Origin of the sequence: Aeribacillus sp. FSL M8-0235 (assembly GCF_038000355.1) — a bacterium.
Taxonomy (GTDB): domain Bacteria; phylum Bacillota; class Bacilli; order Bacillales; family Aeribacillaceae; genus Aeribacillus; species Aeribacillus composti.
On the sequence record NZ_JBBOBW010000001.1, the window covers coordinates 1,683,613 to 1,703,215 of the forward strand.

A 19,603-nucleotide genomic window follows, 5' to 3' on the forward strand; every position below is an offset into this window, starting at 1 on the left:
TTTTATAATGTATTGTAGGAAGAACAAGTTGATCTTTACTTTTGCGATGAGAATGAGCAGGCAGGAAAATTAGCTAAAGGGAGGGAAAAATGATGAGCAATGAAAAATATGAATTGGCTACTTTTGCGGGTGGCTGCTTCTGGTGCATGGTCCAGCCTTTTGATGAGCTTCCGGGAATTATTAAGGTTGTTTCCGGATATACGGGAGGACATAAGGAAAATCCGACATATGAAGAAGTGTGCTCGCACACGACGGGTCATGTGGAAGCCGTGCAAATTACCTTTGATCCGAACGTGTTTCCATATAAAAAGCTTCTGGATATATTTTGGCAGCAAATTGATCCGACTGATCCGGGCGGACAATTTTATGACAGGGGAGAATCTTACAAAACGGCTATTTTTTATCATTCGGAGGAACAGCGCGAGCTCGCGGAACAATCGAAAGAGCTTTTAGAAAAAAGCGGACGTTTTGAAAAACCGATTGCGACCGAAATATTGCCGGCAAAACCTTTTTACCCAGCCGAAGACTATCATCAAGATTACTACAAAAAAAATCCTTTTCACTACAAACGGTATCGTCAAGCGTCTGGACGGGATGAATTTATACGCAAGCATTGGAGCGACTGGGATAAAGAAGAGCTGAAGAAACGATTGACTCCGATGCAATATGAGGTGACGCAAAACAACGGGACGGAGCCTCCATTTCAAAATGAATATTGGGATCATAAAGAAGAAGGGATTTATGTCGACATCGTCTCGGGAAAACCGCTTTTCAGCTCGCTCGATAAATTTGATTCAGGCTGCGGATGGCCAAGTTTTACAAAACCGCTTCATCAGCATGAGATCGTCGAAAAATTAGATACATCTTACGGCATGATCCGTACAGAGGTTAGAAGCAAAACGGCGGATTCGCACCTTGGACATGTTTTCCCTGACGGTCCAGAACCGACAGGCCTTCGCTACTGCATTAACTCGGCTGCGCTTCGCTTTATCCCGAAAGATCAGCTCGAACAAGAAGGCTATGGTGAATATAAAAAACTGTTTGAAGACGATCAAACAGAGTAAAGATTATATGAAAATGAATGGGCACAAAAACATGTGCCCTTTTTTTATTAAATGTTCAAATTTATGTAAAATTCCGTTAAAACCTATATACATCGTAAAACAAAATTAGTATCATATATTAGGTTGAATTTTTATGGATGAAGGAGGGTGAAAATCGTTTATGAATAGCGGTTCTTTTTTAGATCCGGACGGACCCGAGATAGGTAAGGCAGTATGTATGCGGAAAGAGGCGCTGTTCGTAAGCGATGACACTCTTGCGCGTGCAGACTGCCTCTAGCAAAGGAGGTTAAAGCATGCTGAACATTTATATGTCAAGCGCGAACGGCCAATTGAAGGAAATTGAAGATATTCAAAACGGTTGTTGGATCAACATGGTGGCACCGACTGAGGAAGAAGTTCATTTCGTGTCAGAACGGCTGCAAATTCCAATAGACTTTTTTAAAGATGCACTGGATGATGAGGAAAGATCCCGGATTGAAAAAGAGGACCACAATGTGTTGATTATTGTTGACATTCCGGTTATCACGGTAGATGACATCGGGCAAACGTTTTATGAAACGATCCCGATCGGAATGATCATTACTGACAGTTGTTTTATTACAGTATGTTTGCAAGGAAACCCAATCTTTGAACAGTTTGCCAGAAACAAAGTTAAAGGTTTTTATACGTTTATGAAAACGCGATTTGCTTTTCAAATTTTATATTTAACTTCAACATATTATTTGCGATATCTGAAACAAATTAATCGCAAAACGAGCGAAGTAGAAAAAGAGCTTCATCAATCGATGAAAAATAAAGAATTTTTTTCATTGCTCAGTCTGGAAAAAAGCTTAGTTTATTTTACGACATCGCTGAAATCCAATAATATTGTCATGGAAAGGCTGCTGCGATTAAATTACTTGAAAATGTATGAGGAAGATCAAGATCTTTTGCAAGATGTCATTATCGAAAACAAACAAGCAATTGAAATGACAGAGGTATATTTAAGTATTTTAAGCGGAATGATGGACGCATTTGCATCAGTCATTTCCAACAATGTCAATATTGTCATGAAATTTTTGACGGCAATTACGATCGTCATCTCTATTCCGACATTAGTAGCGAGCTTGTATGGAATGAATGTGCCGATACCGTTTCAAAATCATCATTTTGCGTTTTTTATTCCCATTTCCATTTCATTGCTCATGTCAAGCTTAACAGCTTATATTTTTTGGAAAAAAAGATATTTTTAAACTTGTACAACCATAACTGGTCAGATGACTCTGAACTAATACTAGCAGCTTATGTCGGAAAAAGACGAATTTGCCCACTCCTTTTCTTTCGTTGACCGCTGCCATGTCTATACAGTAATCTCAAACAATCTAAAATTTGTAAAATTGATTTTTTAAGACAATCAAAATGCGGTCGCAGATGAAGTTCCTCCTCATGTTTCTTATAGGACGATATCATCTGCCCGCTTGCACAACTGGTGTTTCCAATTTCCAACTGCAGGGCGTTTGTTCCAAAGAATTTGGAAAAATAGGCATGTGCACATACCTGAAAGTCCAAAAAAACATAATGTAAACTGAAACCTAGATTAAAAAATGAGGAGTGGGGCAAATGCATTTTCACCATCACGATTTTCACCATTGTGGACATGGATACGGTTATCCGGTACATGGTGCCGGATATGGCTGCGGATCTTCATTCGTTTTGATCGTAGTATTATTTATACTTTTGATCATTGTCGGCTGCGCTTATGTAAAATAAAAAAGGGGCTGTCCAAAAAGTCAGGGTAACTGACTTTTTGGAGCCCCTCATTTTTTCACTTTTAAAAAAATGCACAAAAAAATCGTCCTTTCTAGTAAAATGAAGTTACGACACAACATTACAGAAAGGACGATTTTTTATGAGCAATCATATGATTACTCGTGAAAATTATAACACACAAATGACACTTCCTCTAGATGGAAAAGAAGAAAAAACTCCTGCCAAAAGAAATTTAGCCCCTACTTTCAAACCATATGACAACCGTCAAGTTCAAATGATTTATGATATTGAATCTCTTATACCCGAACATCACGTGGCACGTGTCGTGGACGAAATGGTGGAGGCGATACCAGATAAACAATTGTTTTCTCATTATAAAGGCGGCGGCAGAAGTTCCTATCATCCCAAAATGATGCTGAAAATCATTCTGTATGCTTATTCTCAAAAGGTTTATTCCTGCCGAGGAATCGAAAAACTCGTTAAAGAAAATATTCCTGCCATGTGGCTTTCAGCGATGCAACAACCAGATTTTCGCACCATTAATGAGTTCCGAGGGGAACGGATGAAAGCTTTCATGGATGAGCTCTTTGAAGTCATGATTCTCAAATTGATAAAAGAACATTACATCACGATGGAAAACTACTTTTTGGATGGCACTAAGATCGAAGCCAATGCCAATAAGTATTCTTTTGTGTGGAAAAAATCCACTTTGAAATTCGAAGAGAAATTAAAAGAAAAAATCCAAGAAACACTAAAGCACATTCATGAATTAACCCAATTAGAAGCCGGAACAGGGCAAAAGGAAAGCGATCAACATACAGAGATCACCGAACAAAACCTGGAGGAAATCGCAAAAGAAATAGAAGAAAAAGTTGAAACGCTAACGGAAGAAATCGAAAAGGAGACCGATACATCCATTCGGAAAGAGAAGCGAAAAAAACGCAGTCAATTAAAGAAATCGGTGAAACAAATTCGTGAAGATTTCCTGCCCCGAATGGCAAGATACAAGGAACAAAAGGAAATGTTCGGTGACCGTAACAGCTACTCGAAAACAGACAAAGACGCAACCTTCATGCGCATGAAAGAAGACCATATGAAAAACGGTCAGCTCAAGCCCGGATACAACGTGCAAATGGGGACAGAGAATCAGTTTATCTTGTTTTATACCATTCATCAACGACCGACCGATACACGTTGCTTTATCCCACATATGGAGAAGCTAGCCTCCAGTTCATTACCGATGCCCAAAACGGTCATTGCGGATGCAGGCTATGGTAGTGAAGAAAACTATGTATATGCAGTTGGTGATGAGAAAGAGCCCCGTTTTGAGTTTCTAATTCCTTATGGGAGCTATGTAAAAGAACAAACACGTACATACAAAAAAGACATTAAAAATGCCAAAAACTGGACCTATTGTGAAGAGGATGATTGTTTTATTTGCCCGAATGGAAGGAGAGTAACGTTTAAAAAATACCAAAACAAAAAGAATCCATCTGGCTATGAACAAAGCTTCAAAATATACGAATGTGAAGATTGTACCGATTGCCCATTGAAAGCGAAATGCACAAAAGCGAAGGGAAATCGTCAAGTTCACTGGAATCCCATCTTCGAAGAAATGAAAGCAAAGGCCAAAACAGCCCTTGAATGTGAAGAGAAAGCCGGCATCTACGCTCGACGCAAAGTCGAGGCAGAAAGTGTGTTCGGTCACATCAAGGGCAATCGGTCGTTCCGCAGATTTTCTTTGCGGGGCCTCGACAAGGTACATGTTGAGTTTGGGATTGTGGCATTAGCCCACAACTTCCTGAAAGTAGCCGGCATCCGCCAGCTACTTTCAGATAAAAATCGAAAAAATATAAAAGCAAGTGGAGAGAAACGAATTGTTTTTCTCCACTTGCTTCATTTTAGGGACTTATCGGACAGCCCCTTTTATCTGCATTTTATGTAAACTTAATTCAAAAAATAGTTGACATATATCCTTTCTTTTTTTACCATTTAAGTATTACAGAAAAGGGGGATTACGAAATGAGAATCGATTGGGTTGAATTAGCCGAAAACGTACTATTTGGACATAAAATAACTTATGAGGAAGCTGCTGCAATTTTGGACTGTCCTGATGAAGAATTGCTGCTTCTTCTGCATGGTGCTTACAAGATTCGAAAAGCATTTTACGGGAATAAAGTGAAGTTAAATATGATCATGAATGTAAAATCAGGATATTGTCCTGAAAACTGTTCCTACTGTTCCCAATCTTCCGTATCAACGGCTCCGATCGACAAATACCCGCTGCTTTCAAAAGAAGCCATTTTAGAGGGGGCCAAACGGGCACAAGAGTTGAAAGCTGGAACTTTCTGCATCGTTGCAAGCGGAAGAGGGCCTACAAACCATGAGGTAGAAAAAATATGCGAATCTGTACGCGAAATAAAAGATACATACAACTTGACGGTTTGCGCATGTTTAGGAATTTTAAAAGACGAACAGGCGGAACGATTGAAGGAAGCTGGTGTCAATCGATACAATCATAACTTGAACACATCAGAAAGATATCATGAACATATAGTCACTAGTCATACATATGAAGATCGCGTAAACACAGTTGACAAAGTCAAACGTGCAGGGATTTCTCCTTGCTCCGGTGTGATTATCGGGATGGGTGAATCGAAACAAGATGTTATTGAAATGGCTGCTGCTTTAAAGAAGATCGACGCAGATTCTATTCCGGTTAATTTTCTTCATCCTATTGAAGGAACTCCGTTGCAAGGAGAAAATAATCTTAATCCTCGATATTGTTTAAAGGTGCTTGCCTTATTCCGCTACATGCTGCCGACAAAAGAAATACGCATTTCCGGAGGAAGGGAAGTAAACTTGCGCTCGCTGCAGCCTTTTGGGTTATATGCGGCTAATTCTATTTTTATCGGAGACTATTTAACAACTGAAGGACAGGAAATGTCAAAAGATCACGAAATGTTAAAAGATTTAGGCTTTGAGATTGACTTAAATCCGCTTCCAGAAACCGTTCAATAAGGAAACGGTGTCTTGGCATAATGGATCGTTGTTTTTTAATCAGTGGAGAATAAATATGGTCCATTCTATAAAACAATAAAAAATCTTTTTCCAGCTGCAGCTGAAGAAAGAGCATTTTTCTCTTTAAAACCGCTCCATAAAAAGGCGGTTTTTTTATTTTCGAAAATTTATCAAAACGTTATAATGAAACAAGCAAATTTTTTAGGAAGGTGGAAATATGAGTTCTTTTTATCATTATTTGATGACGTTCAGACATCCTAAACCGAAGGACAAAATCAGCAAGTTTGCAAACGATGCTTATCTTGACCACAGCTTTCCGAAAAATTCAACTGATTATGATGAACTCAGCACTTACTTGGAATTAAATGGATCATATTTGGAAAACATGTCTGTTTTTGATGAAGCTTGGGAAAAATATGTTCAACCTGAATCCGTGATGAATTGAAATCGACTTTGATTTTGTTGTAATTTTGATGGATTGATAATCCATAAAACCCCTTTTATGCTTATGACCTATGTCATCTCTATTTCCGAAAATGGAACAAATCTCTTTTTTAGGTATACGAACCAAAAAAATAGACAAAAAAGCACAGGGAGTGACGTTGGACATCAGTGCCCGAACATTCGTTCGTTATCTTGCCTCTCTCCATTTCTGATAGACGTTCAGTAGGGGCTCGCTATAGCCACTCCTTCGCGTCAGTTTCATCCAGATCTGTCGTGATCGACGGACGAGTCGCCCTGCCATCGTGATCACCGTCTGAATAATCGTCTTGATGCGGCGGCGTTTCACTTTGTGGTGCAACGGATGTCTCGGATCGCTTAATAGATCTTGTCCAATCAGACGAAGAAGATTGTAAACGAAGGCTCCCATGACCAACACGAGCGCATTCGTTTTCATCTTCCCAGATGGAAGCCGCTCTAAATCTAAGTCGCTCTTCAGTTCGCTATGAAACTGTTCGCATGTCGCATGGTCATGATACAACGCGAGCACATCGCTCATTCGAACATGCTCGTATCCTTTGAGCCGCACCCAATAGCTTTCCACTTCATAATCAGGAACGAGCATCAGCTGTCCATTGCGTTCCATCGTCCGTTCCGTCACTTGGGTGACTTGAACGTACGTATACGTGTTTCCATCGATCGCTGCCTTCTGTGGAAGGCATAGCTCATAGGTTTGTACTCCTTCGCTTTGTCCATCATCGACACGTTTGCCCTTTTGCGAAGCGATCTGGAACCAAAGCGCTGTCGATTCTCGGCGTAAGTTTCGCTTGATGACAAAGTCCACGTCTTCCTTTAGGCATACGTGCCCATTCGCTTCTGCATCGTTTCCTGCATCCATGCGAACAAGCAGACGAGATGAAGTCAGTTGACGAGCTCGACGGATAGCGGTGACTAAAAACGAGGGCATGTTGTCTTGCACATGTTGTTTCCCTGGACGCAACTCGGCATGAACGAGATACCCTTCCTTCCCTGCATACGCAAACAACGGTGTAAAACCGTCAAATCCTTTATACGTTCGACTGACTCCTTCTTTTTTCGTATCGGAGTTGTCAAATGGGGAACCATCTATATCAAGGGGAAGCCATGTCGTCTTTCCTTTGGTCCAACAAGGGGACAAAGTGGCATGTCGTTGAATCAACAGACGTATGGACTCCTCCCAAAGAATCGTTTCGGTCATCGGAAGACAAGCGAGCTGATCGAGTCGTTGTCGCAAGGTTGGAGAGGAAGGCACGTGCTGAATCCCCATCGATGCCGAAAAGATATCGTCCTGACGATACGCTTCGATATGATCGAAATCCGTTTTTCCTGTGGCAAGCAAGCCAATCATCGAGCGAATGACATCGCTATGGGAAATGTGCACTTCTCGACGAACCGTTGGAAGCCGAAGTGCGTTTACCCGTTTATCCAGTTTCGTTCGATGGAGTAAGTAGCCAACGAGAGCAAGCCCAGCACTTGGGGTAATCGCTTCATCTGTCAATACAAACCGAATCGGGAAATCTTTCATCACATCACCTACTTGATGAAGAATCGTCAACGTCGTTTTCCCTTATCGTATCAACGGTTTGCGACCATTGTAAAGATGTTTTGTCACGGATTCAGGTTCAATTGATTGAACAAAAACATTGACTGAGCCTTCAAGATAGTCCGCCCAACTCAAACAAGTTGATGATGCATATAATGTGATAATCGAAAGAGTGATGGCATTAAAGGGGGTGCCTTCATACTGAAAAGAAAAAAACCGAAGTTCAATATTGGCGATCAAGTCGTTATTACTTTGTACGGTACTTTGGGGACGATTACAAACATCCATACGATGGACGAAGAGTTTTTATATGAAATCAATTACAGTGAAATTTTATATTTTGAACATTCATTACAGTTTTTATCAGAATATGATGGGACTGTGTTTGAGTCAGAAACGGTTGAAGTGGAACTGATGTTTGGAATTGGCGACCTTGTTTATGTGAAAGGCTATGGTGATGAAATTTTCAAAATTGTCGGGTACCGGACGGAATTGTGGAGATATAAAGACGATGCGTGGGAGGAAGTGATTTATGAATTAGTGCGGGTGCGCGACGGGGAATGGATGGAATCATCTGCGGATGAATTAAAGCTGGCCGTTTCGAAAAAAGAAGCAGATCAACATTTGCAAAATATTCATATTATCCAACATATTGCTGGGATGGGCGCACAGAAAAATGCTTCTGCTCCGATGAACAGCCAAAAAAACGAAAAGAAAACAAAGCCTATGCAGCAGGAAATCATTGATTCCCTCCTTGATCTGTATAATGATTACAAAGGTCTTTACGATTTATTTGGGGATAAAAAATATAAGGAAATGATGGACGTTGTCATTCAATATTTGAAAAAAATGAGCCGCTTACCATGATCTTTTTTTGAAAAATTTTCTAATGAAAAAACTGCAATGGATGACAAGTAATAGAAATAGAGGAATGGAAGATTACCAGGTCTTCCAATCTTTTTATTCAAAAAATTTTTTAAACTGAAACCAATACAGATTTTTTTCGTAAAAACAAGTAATACAAGAAGGAGGGAAAAGGTGTATGTTGAAAAAATTCATCAAATCGTTTTTAGGCCATCGCCCTTACCATTATTCCAGCAGCAGCCACTACCACAAAAAGCATTATCCTAAGTCAAAATACAAACATGATCCAACTTCTTACGGCCATCATTATTATAAAAGAAAACATCGCTCTGGGTTTGGATTCTTTTCCGGTTCGTATAGCAGCTGATGATGGAAGTATGGAAAAAGTTTTGGAAGCCGTTTCCGCTTTGGGGTGAGCGGCTACATAAACCAGGATCTGTTATCGAACGATACGTAGTCCAAAAATTTTTAGGAGTAGGGAGCTACGGAATCACGTATCTTGCAGAAGATTTGTCCACACATCAAAAAGTCGTTTTGAAGCAGCTCCGAAAGCGAAGAAAAACAACGGGTGAACGGCCTTTTCAAAAAGAAAGGGAAATATTGCAAAAATTAAGTCATCCTGCCGTTCCAGCTTTATACGCTGAAATCAATGATGGTAGCCATCAATATCTTGTCATGGAATACAAAGAAGGGCTAACATTTGAGCAATTAATCTTTCAATTTGGAAAAAAATATTCCGAAAAAGATGCTTTTCATTATTTAACAAAAATTCTCGAAGTTGTCCAGTATATACATGATCAAAACGTTGTCCACCGTGATTTAAGAATACCGAACATTCTTCTTTACAACGACAGTATTTCCATCATTGATTTTGGCTTGTCCCGTTTGATTACAGATGAAGAAGAGGAGAGTTTTCATAAATGGGAGCCGGAAAAGCAAAGGATGCGTAAAATTAGCTTTCAGACGGATTTTTATGCGCTGGGGCATTTCGTATTGTTTTTGCTTTATTCATCATTTGATCAAAAGGGAAAAAAAGAAAAAAGTTGGGAAGAGGAGCTAGATATTTCCGTAGAATCAAAGAATATTATAAAAAAGCTGTTTGGAATGGATGGTTCATATAGATCAGCAGAGGAGATTCTAGAGGATATTCAGAAAAATTCCGAAATAGGGGGAGAATAAATGTCTCTATTTAATAAAATTTTCGCGGGCATTGGGATTGGAGCGGCAAAAGTAGATACGAAGCTTACCTCCTCAACGTTCTATCCTGGCGAAGAGGTGAAAGGCATTGTTGTCATTAATGGAGGAAACGTTGAACAAAAAATTGACGAAATTTACTTGTCCGTTCTTACGCATTATATAAAAGAAGTAGATGATCGTAGAGAGAAGAGGCAAGCAGAAATCGCTAAAATACAAATCAATAAACCTTTCGTCATACTGCCGAATGAAACGAAAGAAATTCCGTTTTCATTTCAGCTTCCGCTTGATACTCCAATTACTATCGGAGCATCCAAAGTATGGATTCATACCGGATTGGATATTAAAGGAGCGATCGATCCGAAAGATACGGACTATATCGACGTTGTTCCCGGCGGTTTAATGAAGGAAGTATTAAACAGTATAAACCGAATCGGATTTAAGCTCCTTCAAGTTGAAAATGAAGCAGCGCCATATCGTTTAAGAAAAAGGCTACCGTTCATTCAAGAGTTTGAATTTTATCCGACTTCCGGTCCTTTTAGAGGCCGTTTAAAGGAGCTTGAAATTGTTTTCTATTCGATAGCCGAACACGATATTGAAATGATTATGGAAATTGATCGAAGAGCAAGAGGACTTTCCGGGTTTCTCGCCGAAGCGCTAGATTTGGATGAAAGCTACGTTCGAGTTCGTGTAAGCAGGCAGGACGTGCCGAATCTTGATAGCAAGCTTATCAATATCATTCGCCAATATAGCTGATAAACAAGGAAAGCCTAGTTTTTTGTATGAAAATTTACAATCATGTCCAATTTCAAAGGGTGTTGTCATAAAATCCGACGGGAATAGAATCAGTCGGTTATGGCGTAAGTCAGTGTATAACAAAGCTCTCATATTAGTGACAATGGAGAAGCCTATTCCGTTTAGAAAAGTTGTTAAAGTAGCTGTGCAGTCAAATTACGCGGCATTTTTAACTAGCTAAATTTATTGTGGCCGCGATAAAATCGGACCAACCCAAAATGGGAGGAAGAGGGCGCATTAAGGCTGCGAAAATGGAAGGGGTGTTGGGCAGCACATATCGTCACCCCTCTGCTTTTGCTGCTCAGAAATAGAAGCCAGCTATCAAAAATTTATGGCGATGAAGGACTTAAAAATCAAAGCTCTCTATGTATATAAAGACGGAAGGAAATGTATCCAGTTCACACACTCTCTTGAAAAGATGAATGAACGGATTTATCAATGCGCGGCAACAGTAAACTTCTTAACTTGAATAAGAAAATACCAGCAGCACGCAAAGGAAATTCTCCTCCACCTTATTAAAAGGCGGCCATCACTACTATTTAACATCAAAAAGAAGCATCATTCTTTTATTGCTTTGCTCGGTTAATTTTACTATTGTTCATGAACCCATAAATAGTTAAGAAAACAAAAAATATACATAAGACTGTAAAAGTGATGCTATAACCTATATTATGTTCGCTGTAATTGTCATAAGCAAACATCCTCAACACGATCGAATTGATCAACAAATTTAATAGTATGAATGGATGTATTTTTTATCCACTGTTTTCCACCACCTCCCCAACTATCATTCTATCATAGGTTTCAGCAAAAATTGTTTCGAATATCAGCGATAAAAAGAATAAGACGTTTTAAACGATTTGCGTTTTTCCTATTTTTTACTATACTAAGAAATACAACGAAACGAAGGGAGGAAAAAGCGATTACCTTTCCCACTTTCGCTAAAAAGTGGCATATCTTCGCTGCCTTAGATGAATAAAACATATATATTTTTCATCCTGCTTTTTTATTTGATAACGAGTTCCTTTGCGATTAAAAATGAGACAGTTCGCCATGTTGACGATACAATTGTTCAATCAATCGAAGGGGTTCGAAATGATCCATTCACTTCCGTTATGTTCTTTTTTACAGAAATTGGTTCATATCATATTCTTCTCCCTGTCACTATTTTCATAAGTATTTATTATATATTTCGAAAAAAATGGATCACGTTCATTATTCTTTACATAAATTTATACGGAGTTCGTTGGATGAATGAAATGATAAAAGAAATAGTGAAAAGAGAGCGCCCTGATTTTGATCGACTGACCGATATTTCCGGCTACAGTTTTCCAAGCGGTCATACGATGAATTCAACAGCTGTCTACGGTTTGATCGCTTATTTAATCAGCACCCGCATAAAAAAAGGAAAGCGGGTCGTTTTTGCTGTTTCCAGTATTTTATGTCTGTTGATTGGATTAAGCAGAATTTATTTGGGAGTTCACTATTTAACAGATGTTTTGGCGGGATTTGCGGTTGGATTGTGCTGGCTTATGTTTATCTTGACAATATCAGAAAAGGTTCGACAAAAGTAGTTGACATTCGCAGCAGGAATTCCCTCCATTGACAGCAAATAAGTTTGGAAAATTGTATTTGGAGGGGACAAGGTTGGCACTGAATCTTCTTAAATTGTCTAATCCATCGACCGATTATGATGTGACGATCTTTCAAACACCAAACATCGGGGAGAAAAAAGGGTATCGACCCGTATACCGCTTAACTGTCCGTGCAAAAAATCATCAGGAAGTGCTCAAAAAAATTTTTCGGAAATTTAATATTTCGGAAGCGATCCCTCCGGATTATAACGGACGTTATATTTGGACAGGAGACATTGTTTTTATTGATGAAGGAAAAAATGGAACAAAGTATTATAAATTAGTGACCGGTGGGTGGGAAAAAATTCACCGCATTCACGTCCGGTGATTGGAGGATGCAAAATATGCTGCACGGATTCTCATGAAAAATCTGCTATGTTATGATAATATTACTTCAATTATTTTTAAATGAAGGGGCTTGATAACATGAGCATTCATATTGGTGCGAAAAAAGACGAGATTGCTGACAAAATATTGCTTCCCGGTGATCCCCTTCGGGCCAAATATATTGCGGAAACTTTTTTAGAAAATGCTGTATGCTACAACAAAGTTCGAGGAATGTACGGTTTTACCGGAACTTACAAAGGAAAGCGCATCTCTGTCCAAGGAACAGGAATGGGGGTTCCATCGATTTCGATTTACATTCATGAACTCATGCAAGAGTACGATGTGCAAACGCTTATTCGCGTTGGCTCCTGCGGTTCCATTCAAAAAGACGTCCACATCAGAGACTGCATTTTAGCTATGAGCGCATCAACGAATTCCCAAATGAACCGCATAACGTTTGGCTCTGTTGATTATGCGCCTACCGCTAATTTTGATTTGTTGAAAAAAGCTTATGATGCTGCAGTATCAAAAGGAATCGACGTCAAAGTCGGAAGCGTGTTCACGACGGATTTATTCTATAATGATCAAGCGGAGCACGAAAAATGGGCTGAATACGGAATTTTGGCACTTGAAATGGAAACGGCTGCTCTTTATACACTTGCTGCGAAATTCGGCAGAAGAGCATTATCTGTTTTAACGGTCAGCGACCATGTCCTGACTGGGGAAGAAACATCTGCTGCCGAAAGGGAATCGACCTTTAACGAAATGGTTGAAATCGCTCTTGAAGCTGCTATACAGGAATAAAACGGCATGTGCGGCGTCATGCCGCTTTTTATTTTTTAAAACATGTTCACAAAAATTGAAGGAAACGGCTTAGCTCCATTTATTACATCCACTCTCTTGTTTTAGTTTTTGAAAGATCGTCATCTGCTCCTTTCTTTTATTGAACGTTATGATAAGTTATAATGTAAGAACCGTTTTTCTTCTGTTTGGACAAGTGTTAAAATAGGAGTGAGAGATTATACAAGGTGGGAATTTTTATGCATAAAATCATCGCAGTCACGATTCTTGCAGCTTTGATGCTTGCCGGATGCTCAATGCCATTTGATAAGCTTCCCTTTTTTCATGGAAGCGACTATGTTGAAGAGAATGAACCGCAAGCAAAAACAGTAGAAAACAAAGAACTAGTCCAAACAACGGAAAAAACCGTCCAAACAGAACAAATTGATCCGGAATTTTTGCTTGAGGAGCAATATTTTAATGTCGTACAAACGGTTAACGGTCAACCCGTTATTCAAAATCCTGACAATATTTTAGTTCTTGTCAATAAAGATTTTTTCCTTCCTGTCGACTATAAACCAAATGATTTGACAGTGCCAAACATACAGTTTTCATTCGGGGACGCGGATGTTCCGAAGCGTTATTTGCGCAAGGAAGCAGCTGCGGCACTTGAACAGCTTTTTCTAGCTGCGAAAAAAGACGGCGTGATTCTTTTCGGAGCCTCAGGCTTTCGTTCGTACGATCGGCAGGTTGAGCTGTTTGAAGCAGAAAAAAAACAAAAAGGGGAGCAAAAAGCAGTTCAAGCAGTAGCAAAACCTGGTCAAAGTGAGCATCAGACAGGGTTATCTATTGATGTGACGAGTGAAAGTGTAGATTTTCAAATTACTGAAAAATTTGGGGAAACGAAGGAAGGAAAATGGCTTCAACAAAACGCCCATAAATTTGGCTATATTATCCGCTATCCGAAAGGGAAAGAAGCGATCACAAAATATAAGTATGAGCCTTGGCATATTCGCTACGTCGGAAAGAAAGCTGCAAAAGTCATATATGAAAATAATTTAACACTTGAAGAATATTTCCAAAAAGTAAAGAAAATTTAACCGAAGCTCTCCCGCTGAAGCGGGATTGATTTTTTCATAAACAAGAGATGAAGGATGAAAGAGCGTTGATTTAACGTTTTGACTTGCCATTTCTTTGCCGACAGAAACACATAGATCGTTTGACGATATTGTAATTGTCGGACATAATGAAATGGATGGATTAAAGGGGGAGTTGTGTTGTATATTAAAAAACGAAATTTTTTCATCGCTATTGTACTGACGGTCATAATAACTTGCGGTTTTACGCTCACATTACTCAACTTTACGTCAGCATCTGAAAAAGAAAATGATAGTTTTGAGAAGCTTTATTCAGCATATGATACGTTAAAGCAAGAATATTATAAAAAAATAGATGATGAAAAATTGGTAGAAGGTGCTGTCAAAGGGATGGTAGAATCTCTCGACGACCCGTATACGTCATATATGGATTTGAAAGAATCAGAAGGATTTGAAGAAAATATATCTTCAAGCTTTGAAGGAATCGGTGCAGAAGTAACAGAGACGAACGGTTATATCATGATCGTCTCACCGATAAAAGGCTCGCCTGCCGAGAAAGCAGGGTTGAAGCCGAGAGATAAAATTTTAAAAGTTGACAATAAAAGTGTTGAAGGAATGTCTGTGAATGAAGCGGTATCTCTTATTCGTGGCGAAAAAGGAACGAAAGTAAGCCTTGAAATTGAACGGGATGACGTCGGCACGCTGACCTTTACGATTACAAGAGATACGATTCCGATTGAAACAGTTTATAGTGAAGTAGTAGAAAATAAAATTGGAAAAATACAAATCACAAAATTTTCCGAGAACACTGGAAAAGAATTGGCAGATGCATTGACAGAGCTGAAGGAGAAAAAAGTAAAAGGAATTGTCCTCGATTTAAGACAAAATCCTGGGGGACTGATGGACCAAGCCATAACGATGTCAAATATGTTTGTAGACAAAGGCAAAAAGATTTTGCAAGTTGAAGCAAAAGACGGATCAAAGGATATTTATAAAGCGGAAAATCAACCCATCGTTGATGTTCCGGTCGTAGTCATCACAGATAATGGAACAGCCAGCGCAGCCGAAATTATGGCCGCGGCTTTGAACGAATCGGAGGGAATTCCGATTGTAGGAGAAAAAACGTTCGGAAAAGGAACCGTTCAAAGCGCTAAAACGTTTGAAGACGGTTCGTCGATGAAATATACGATTGCCAAATGGCTGACACCTTCAGGCAAATGGATTCACGAAAAAGGAATAGAACCTCAATATAAAGTGACTTTGCCTGAATATGCTCATTTACCATATTTAAATCCGGAAAAAACGTTGCAGGAAGGCGACGTTTCAACAGAAGTGAAAACAGCTGAGAAAATGCTTCAAGCTTTAGGCTATAAAACAGATGTGGACGGATATTTTGATAAAGCATTAAAAAATACTGTTGTTGCTTTCCAAAGAGACCATCAATTAAAACAAACGGGGAAAATCTCACAAGATACGACAATCAAACTGATGGATTTAGTAAGAGAAAAAATTGAAAAAAATGATACCCAAATGAAAAAAGCAATTGAAGTATTGAAATCGAAGATGGAATAAAATTGACAGCAGCGGCTTGGTCTTCCGGCCGCCTTCTTTATTTTCAGATTTGTTCAAGCATATTGTTGACATTGAAAGGACTTTATTTAAGGAAAGTCCTGTTGCAAAAGCTTTACTTAACTGATTTTTTCTATACGATAAAGCAAGAGGGAATGATTGCTAATACAACTAAGGCATCCAAATATATGTAAAGTGATCGCAAATAAAAAAGGGCAAGTGACAAATATTTTGCTTTTAAATTCTTGCCTACCTTCTCCACTTTTCATTTCATTTTAAAAAATTTAATAATCATAGACCTCCCTATCGTTCTGCCATTTTCATTTCATTTTTGTTGAGCTTTCATATAATGCGGCGAACGTTCGCTTCGATATTTTTGAATTGGTGTTAAGAAAAGGGATTAAAGTAAAATGCGGAATCGGATTTATCTGCATTTCATCTTCAGTTTCAGGAATATGTTGAAGATCCCTTTTGGCAGTGCGGAGTTTATCCATACGAAAATTGGATGAGTGGAGGCTGGTTAACAAAACCGGCCTCATTTTACTCAGATGGGAAAAGATCAATTTCCGTATAATGATGATCTTTTAATTTCACGAATTTAATTTCAAGAATTCCGTCAGAAAAAACGGCTTTTGTCCCTTTTCTTTTCACAGGTGCAGGAAATACAAATTTTTTTTGTTGATTTTTTTCCGGATAATTCATAAGATGCAAATGGTGTTGGTTATGTTGGATTTTTATCATTTTTTTTAAATCATCATTCATCGGAAGTTTAATATAGATAAATTCATCTGTCTCATAAAATTCAGGTGAAGGAGGAGCTTCTTTATGATTCATAATAGGAAAAGGACTGGTGAATGGGAATTGCTCCGTATAGTGTGAACCAAACGCTTGCTTCATTACTTCCTGAATATATTGTTCAACATGTCCGGCATTCATGTTTTTCCAAAGATTCATTGCTCACACATCCCTCTTCGACCCTAATTGTTACATTGTAATATATGACTGCTGCGGAAAGATCGTTCAAAACAATTTCTTGGAAAAAGCGATCGAAACAGAATATAATGTGTGATATGGGAAGGAAGATGATCTAGCATGAGATCAGGAATCATGTATATTAGTCTATCTTATATTTTATGGGGGATATTCCCTATTTATTGGAAAGTATTAGACCATGTGTCATCTGAGGAAATTTTGGCTCATCGAATCATATGGTCTTTTGTTTTTGTGTTGCTGTTGCTTTTGTTCCAAAAACGATTTGCTGATTTTTTATATGAGTGCACAAAAATCGTTAAATCACCCAAGATTTTGTTAACGTTGGCTCTTTCATCCTTCTTAATCAGCGCCAATTGGTTTGTTTATATTTGGGCGGTGAATCATGACCGTGTACTTGAGACAAGTCTTGGTTATTACATAAATCCATTGGTGAGCGTACTATTAGGAATGATCTTTTTGCATGAAAAATTAAACAAAGGGCAGCAGACCGCGTTTTTGTTTGCGGCTTTCGGAGTGCTCATATCAACTGTCCATTATGGCCATGTCCCGTGGACATCGCTTATTCTTGCGAGTACATTCGGGTTTTATGGACTGGCTAAAAAAGTGATAAAATTAGATTCTGCTTTTGGTCTGGCGCTTGAAACGTTTGTTGTGTTTCCAATTGGAATCATTTATGTGCTATACTTAGAATCGTTAGGAAGCAGTGTTTTTTTTGAATGGGATGCATCGACCAACTTTCTTCTAATGGGAACAGGCGTCATTACGGCGATCCCTTTATTGCTGTTTGCGAAAGGTACGCCTAAAATTCCGATGTATTTTCTCGGAGTCTTGCAATATATTGCGCCAACGATCACTTTTTTTCTCGGCGTTTTTCTTTACCACGAGCCGTTTACTGTTGTAGAATTGATCACCTTTGTTTGCATTTGGACAGGCATCATCATTTTTACAATGAGTGAACCTTCTTTCAAAACGATATGGAAGACTAGACTCTCAAAGTAACCTCATGCAAGCAGGTTCCTCGAGGTGAATAAATGTGAATGATAACGAACTTCTTCATGCATACAGAAAACTTTGGTCAAACCGAACTCTTTCAGTAGGGTCAGATGAGAAAAAAACGTTGGAAGAGGCGATTAAAAAAGAACTCCTCGATGAAATGACTCACCCTAGTGTAAGAAAAAGTCCAGATAAAAAATTACTAGATGCGCTGAAACGCATTATAGCAGCCGACATTTCACCGGAAGAGAAGCTTGAATTAATCAGCAAGCATATGGAGATGTATGAGAAAATCTTAACAAAATAAAGAAGGTGGAAGCTTTGAAACCGATTGATCCGATAAGGGTTCAAAAAATCATTGATTCTTTTTTACATAAAGAGGTGTATATTCATCTTGAAACGACAACCGGTGCTTATACTTCACACCACAATCAAAACAGCATGACTATTGTCGCGTTTGTCCGAAATGCAAAAATTACATTTTCACAAGGTAAAATAAAAGGAACAGGACCATACCGTGTCGGATTAAAAACAGAGGAAGGCTGGGTGTATGCTGAAGGTCTTACCGATTATACCGTTGATGAACAAAATCGCCTTCTCATGGCCGGCCACGATCGAGATGGAAAGCTTGCCATTGCATTACAAATTAGTGAAACTCCATTTTCTTAAAAAGGAGAGAGGAATAAATGGAAGAGAGGTTATTAGTGATCCTGCCTCATCCCGACGATGAATCGTTCGGAGCAGCAGGACTGATCGCTTTAAAACGGAAAGCAAACGTACCTGTCACGTATGCTTGCTGCACTTTAGGCGAAATGGGCCGCAGCATGGGAAAGCCTTTAATCGCCAATAGGGAGACATTAAAAGATATTCGAAAAAAAGAATTGGAGCAGGTCGCAAAAATTTTAAATATAAACGATTTACGAATGCTCGGCTATCGGGATAAAACATTGGAATTTGAAGATGAAGAAAAATTGGCAGACCACTTTGAACAGATCATCCGGGAAGTCAAACCGACCCTTCTTGTCACGTTTTATCCTGGTTATGCTGTTCATCCAGATCACAACGCTTGTGGCGAGGCGGTTATTCGTGCGGTGAAACGCTTGAAAAGGGAGGAGCGTCCAACCGTTTATTGCATAGCTTTTTCAAACGATCGATTTGAACATATAGGCGAGCCGGATGTAGAAATCGATATATCTGAAGTTGCAGATATAAAAATACAGGCATTGAAGGCTCATCGATCGCAAACTTATTCCATCGTAGAAAAAATAGAAGAAGGAGGAAAAGACCTCCCTCAATTTCAACAATTTTTTCATAAAGAAACGTTCTGGATTTACCCATTTGATGATGAAAAATAAACGATCGAATAGGCTGCTTTGAAAATATTTACAATACAGGTCTATCATCCTCTTTTTTGAAAAAATGATGAATTTTATCTTATAATATAGTAAAATATGAAGAAAGTTGTCGATATAATAAGTAAGAAATTTTATTGTACGATAA

Annotated in this window: 21 protein-coding genes; 19 read left to right on the forward strand and 2 right to left on the reverse strand. The window is 38.8% G+C overall.

The features are described 5' to 3' along the window. Window positions 1–92: 92 nt before the first annotated feature. The 6 genes from msrB to NSQ71_RS08165 all read left to right on the forward strand — a co-directional run bounded on the left by msrB (window position 93) and on the right by NSQ71_RS08165 (window position 6,279). Complete coding sequence (gene msrB / locus NSQ71_RS08140) at window positions 93–1,064, forward strand: peptide-methionine (R)-S-oxide reductase MsrB (RefSeq protein WP_063389685.1); 972 nt, start codon at window positions 93–95, stop codon at window positions 1,062–1,064. A gap of 293 nt (window positions 1,065–1,357) precedes the next feature. After that, window positions 1,358–2,296 carry a magnesium transporter CorA family protein gene (locus NSQ71_RS08145; RefSeq protein ID WP_063389686.1) on the forward strand — a complete coding sequence of 313 codons (939 nt, stop codon included), beginning with the start codon at window positions 1,358–1,360 and terminating at the stop codon, window positions 2,294–2,296. A 367-nt stretch (window positions 2,297–2,663) separates the two neighbouring features. Next, window positions 2,664–2,813, forward strand: coding sequence for a YjcZ family sporulation protein (locus tag NSQ71_RS08150; RefSeq protein WP_082829556.1), 150 nt, complete (start codon window positions 2,664–2,666; stop codon window positions 2,811–2,813). 139 nt (window positions 2,814–2,952) lie between these two features. After that, complete coding sequence (locus NSQ71_RS08155) at window positions 2,953–4,758, forward strand: IS1182 family transposase (RefSeq protein WP_340733654.1); 1,806 nt, start codon at window positions 2,953–2,955, stop codon at window positions 4,756–4,758. 77 nt (window positions 4,759–4,835) lie between these two features. After that, entirely contained in the window at window positions 4,836–5,834 is a 999-nt protein-coding gene (bioB, locus tag NSQ71_RS08160) for a biotin synthase BioB (protein WP_066250286.1), read from the forward strand. A gap of 217 nt (window positions 5,835–6,051) precedes the next feature. Next, entirely contained in the window at window positions 6,052–6,279 is a 228-nt protein-coding gene (locus NSQ71_RS08165; protein ID WP_340733656.1) for a YozE family protein, read from the forward strand. Window positions 6,280–6,465: 186 nt separating this feature from the next. Here NSQ71_RS08165 and NSQ71_RS08170 read toward each other — a convergent pair whose 3' ends face one another. Next, complete coding sequence (locus tag NSQ71_RS08170; protein ID WP_066248651.1) at window positions 6,466–7,839, reverse strand: IS1380 family transposase; 1,374 nt, start codon at window positions 7,837–7,839, stop codon at window positions 6,466–6,468. A gap of 270 nt (window positions 7,840–8,109) precedes the next feature. On the opposite strand from NSQ71_RS08170, the gene NSQ71_RS08175 reads away from it, so the two are divergent. The 9 genes from NSQ71_RS08175 to NSQ71_RS08215 all read left to right on the forward strand — a co-directional run bounded on the left by NSQ71_RS08175 (window position 8,110) and on the right by NSQ71_RS08215 (window position 16,120). Then, window positions 8,110–8,724 (forward strand): hypothetical protein, encoded by a 615-nt coding sequence (locus NSQ71_RS08175; RefSeq protein ID WP_235600520.1) that lies wholly within the window; start codon window positions 8,110–8,112, stop codon window positions 8,722–8,724. Window positions 8,725–8,899: 175 nt separating this feature from the next. Next, window positions 8,900–9,088 (forward strand): hypothetical protein, encoded by a 189-nt coding sequence (locus NSQ71_RS08180; RefSeq protein WP_327855925.1) that lies wholly within the window; start codon window positions 8,900–8,902, stop codon window positions 9,086–9,088. Then, window positions 9,088–9,900 carry a serine/threonine protein kinase gene (locus NSQ71_RS08185; RefSeq protein ID WP_082829558.1) on the forward strand — a complete coding sequence of 271 codons (813 nt, stop codon included), beginning with the start codon at window positions 9,088–9,090 and terminating at the stop codon, window positions 9,898–9,900. Before NSQ71_RS08180 ends, NSQ71_RS08185 begins: the two co-directional genes overlap by 1 nt. Further along, the gene (locus tag NSQ71_RS08190) at window positions 9,901–10,671 is read left to right on the forward strand and encodes a sporulation protein (RefSeq protein WP_340733660.1); all 771 of its coding nucleotides are present in this window, start codon (window positions 9,901–9,903) and stop codon (window positions 10,669–10,671) included. Between the two features lie 1,289 nt (window positions 10,672–11,960). After that, window positions 11,961–12,284 (forward strand): phosphatase PAP2 family protein, encoded by a 324-nt coding sequence (locus NSQ71_RS08195; RefSeq protein ID WP_340733661.1) that lies wholly within the window; start codon window positions 11,961–11,963, stop codon window positions 12,282–12,284. A gap of 79 nt (window positions 12,285–12,363) precedes the next feature. Next, on the forward strand, window positions 12,364–12,672 hold the full coding sequence (locus NSQ71_RS08200; protein ID WP_082829560.1) for a YodL domain-containing protein: 309 nt from the start codon (window positions 12,364–12,366) through the stop codon (window positions 12,670–12,672). A 98-nt stretch (window positions 12,673–12,770) separates the two neighbouring features. Continuing rightward, complete coding sequence (gene deoD / locus NSQ71_RS08205) at window positions 12,771–13,475, forward strand: purine-nucleoside phosphorylase (protein WP_066250301.1); 705 nt, start codon at window positions 12,771–12,773, stop codon at window positions 13,473–13,475. Between the two features lie 236 nt (window positions 13,476–13,711). After that, window positions 13,712–14,551, forward strand: coding sequence for a M15 family metallopeptidase (locus NSQ71_RS08210; RefSeq protein WP_063389695.1), 840 nt, complete (start codon window positions 13,712–13,714; stop codon window positions 14,549–14,551). A gap of 183 nt (window positions 14,552–14,734) precedes the next feature. Then, window positions 14,735–16,120, forward strand: coding sequence for a S41 family peptidase (locus tag NSQ71_RS08215; RefSeq protein ID WP_445684707.1), 1,386 nt, complete (start codon window positions 14,735–14,737; stop codon window positions 16,118–16,120). 537 nt (window positions 16,121–16,657) lie between these two features. Here NSQ71_RS08215 and NSQ71_RS08220 read toward each other — a convergent pair. After that, window positions 16,658–17,071, reverse strand: coding sequence for an Hsp20/alpha crystallin family protein (locus NSQ71_RS08220; RefSeq protein WP_063389698.1), 414 nt, complete (start codon window positions 17,069–17,071; stop codon window positions 16,658–16,660). 138 nt (window positions 17,072–17,209) lie between these two features. Here NSQ71_RS08220 and rarD point away from each other — a divergent pair, with 138 nt between their 5' ends. Genes rarD through bshB2 form a run of 4 tightly spaced genes read left to right on the forward strand, consistent with a single transcriptional unit; the run spans window position 17,210 to window position 19,458 of the window. Beyond that, window positions 17,210–18,109: an EamA family transporter RarD gene (gene rarD / locus NSQ71_RS08225; protein WP_063389699.1), complete on the forward strand. Its 900-nt coding sequence runs from the start codon at window positions 17,210–17,212 to the stop codon at window positions 18,107–18,109. Between the two features lie 34 nt (window positions 18,110–18,143). Next, window positions 18,144–18,410 (forward strand): hypothetical protein, encoded by a 267-nt coding sequence (locus tag NSQ71_RS08230; RefSeq protein WP_340733662.1) that lies wholly within the window; start codon window positions 18,144–18,146, stop codon window positions 18,408–18,410. A 14-nt stretch (window positions 18,411–18,424) separates the two neighbouring features. Continuing rightward, window positions 18,425–18,772: a YojF family protein gene (locus tag NSQ71_RS08235; protein WP_063389701.1), complete on the forward strand. Its 348-nt coding sequence runs from the start codon at window positions 18,425–18,427 to the stop codon at window positions 18,770–18,772. A gap of 17 nt (window positions 18,773–18,789) precedes the next feature. Continuing rightward, the gene (gene bshB2 / locus NSQ71_RS08240; RefSeq protein ID WP_063389702.1) at window positions 18,790–19,458 is read left to right on the forward strand and encodes a bacillithiol biosynthesis deacetylase BshB2; all 669 of its coding nucleotides are present in this window, start codon (window positions 18,790–18,792) and stop codon (window positions 19,456–19,458) included. Window positions 19,459–19,603 lie beyond the last annotated feature (145 nt).

Excerpts from the sequence above, each read along its gene's own strand:
- msrB (WP_063389685.1), top strand. The coding sequence starts at position 93 with ATGAGCAATGAAAAATATGAATTGGCTACTTTTGCGGGTGGCTGCTTC.
- NSQ71_RS08145 (WP_063389686.1), top strand. The coding sequence starts at position 1,358 with ATGCTGAACATTTATATGTCAAGCGCGAACGGCCAATTGAAGGAAATT.
- NSQ71_RS08150 (WP_082829556.1), top strand. The coding sequence starts at position 2,664 with ATGCATTTTCACCATCACGATTTTCACCATTGTGGACATGGATACGGT.
- NSQ71_RS08155 (WP_340733654.1), top strand. The coding sequence starts at position 2,953 with ATGAGCAATCATATGATTACTCGTGAAAATTATAACACACAAATGACA.
- bioB (WP_066250286.1), top strand. The coding sequence starts at position 4,836 with ATGAGAATCGATTGGGTTGAATTAGCCGAAAACGTACTATTTGGACAT.
- NSQ71_RS08165 (WP_340733656.1), top strand. The coding sequence starts at position 6,052 with ATGAGTTCTTTTTATCATTATTTGATGACGTTCAGACATCCTAAACCG.
- NSQ71_RS08170 (WP_066248651.1), bottom strand. The coding sequence starts at position 7,839 with ATGAAAGATTTCCCGATTCGGTTTGTATTGACAGATGAAGCGATTACC.
- NSQ71_RS08180 (WP_327855925.1), top strand. The coding sequence starts at position 8,900 with ATGTTGAAAAAATTCATCAAATCGTTTTTAGGCCATCGCCCTTACCAT.
- NSQ71_RS08185 (WP_082829558.1), top strand. The coding sequence starts at position 9,088 with ATGATGGAAGTATGGAAAAAGTTTTGGAAGCCGTTTCCGCTTTGGGGT.
- NSQ71_RS08190 (WP_340733660.1), top strand. The coding sequence starts at position 9,901 with ATGTCTCTATTTAATAAAATTTTCGCGGGCATTGGGATTGGAGCGGCA.
- NSQ71_RS08195 (WP_340733661.1), top strand. The coding sequence starts at position 11,961 with ATGAATGAAATGATAAAAGAAATAGTGAAAAGAGAGCGCCCTGATTTT.
- deoD (WP_066250301.1), top strand. The coding sequence starts at position 12,771 with ATGAGCATTCATATTGGTGCGAAAAAAGACGAGATTGCTGACAAAATA.
- NSQ71_RS08210 (WP_063389695.1), top strand. The coding sequence starts at position 13,712 with ATGCATAAAATCATCGCAGTCACGATTCTTGCAGCTTTGATGCTTGCC.
- NSQ71_RS08220 (WP_063389698.1), bottom strand. The coding sequence starts at position 17,071 with ATGAATCTTTGGAAAAACATGAATGCCGGACATGTTGAACAATATATT.
- rarD (WP_063389699.1), top strand. The coding sequence starts at position 17,210 with ATGAGATCAGGAATCATGTATATTAGTCTATCTTATATTTTATGGGGG.
- bshB2 (WP_063389702.1), top strand. The coding sequence starts at position 18,790 with ATGGAAGAGAGGTTATTAGTGATCCTGCCTCATCCCGACGATGAATCG.